Source organism: Alcanivorax sp. HI0083 (assembly GCF_001635175.1).
In genome coordinates this window covers 1-609 of the sequence record NZ_LWFX01001695.1, presented here as the reverse complement: position 1 = coordinate 609, position 609 = coordinate 1, and the positions used below count along the sequence as shown (strand labels likewise).

2 tRNA genes and 1 rRNA gene are annotated in these 609 nt (G+C 47.8%); all 3 read left to right on the top strand.

Annotated features, from left to right (window positions below):
* Positions 1-57 (top strand): 16S ribosomal RNA (locus A3754_RS24780); the annotation flags it as partial.
* 76 nt (positions 58-133) lie between these two features.
* Positions 134-210, top strand: a tRNA-Ile gene (locus tag A3754_RS24775).
* 17 nt (positions 211-227) lie between these two features.
* Positions 228-303, top strand: a tRNA-Ala gene (locus A3754_RS24770).
* The last annotated feature ends 306 nt before the right edge of the window (positions 304-609 follow it).

Genomic DNA, 609 nt, shown 5'->3' with positions numbered 1-609 from the left:
GGGGTGAAGTCGTAACAAGGTAGCCGTAGGGGAACCTGCGGCTGGATCACCTCCTTAACGACAAAGATTTCCGTCCTGTTCAGGGCTCACACGTTTGCTTGTCTGGTAATTAAAGGGTGTAGACGCTTTTTATAGGTCTGTAGCTCAGTTGGTTAGAGCGCACCCCTGATAAGGGTGAGGTCGGCAGTTCAAATCTGCCCAGACCTACCATTTTCAGCATTGTAAATGGGGCCTTAGCTCAGCTGGGAGAGCGCCTGCCTTGCACGCAGGAGGTCAGCGGTTCGATCCCGCTAGGCTCCACCAATACTGCTGCACTGGTAGAAGCGCAAAGAAGTCAGAATCAAGCATTGTCTTGCTTGCTTCTGACTTTTTAGTCAGGTGCCTGAATCTTTATGATTCGGCCAGCTCTTTAACAATTTGGGAAATGAGAAGTCCAAGTATTCAATGAGAATGCAAGCGTTAGATATTATCTCTGACATTTGTGTCTTTATGGTGAATCGTTATCACGATGAGTGACCTGGGCGGTGATGGAGTTTGAAGCGGAAAGGCGCAAGTCTGGAAGTGGAAAGTGAAGTGACTGTTTTGGGTTATATAGTCAAGTGAATAAGC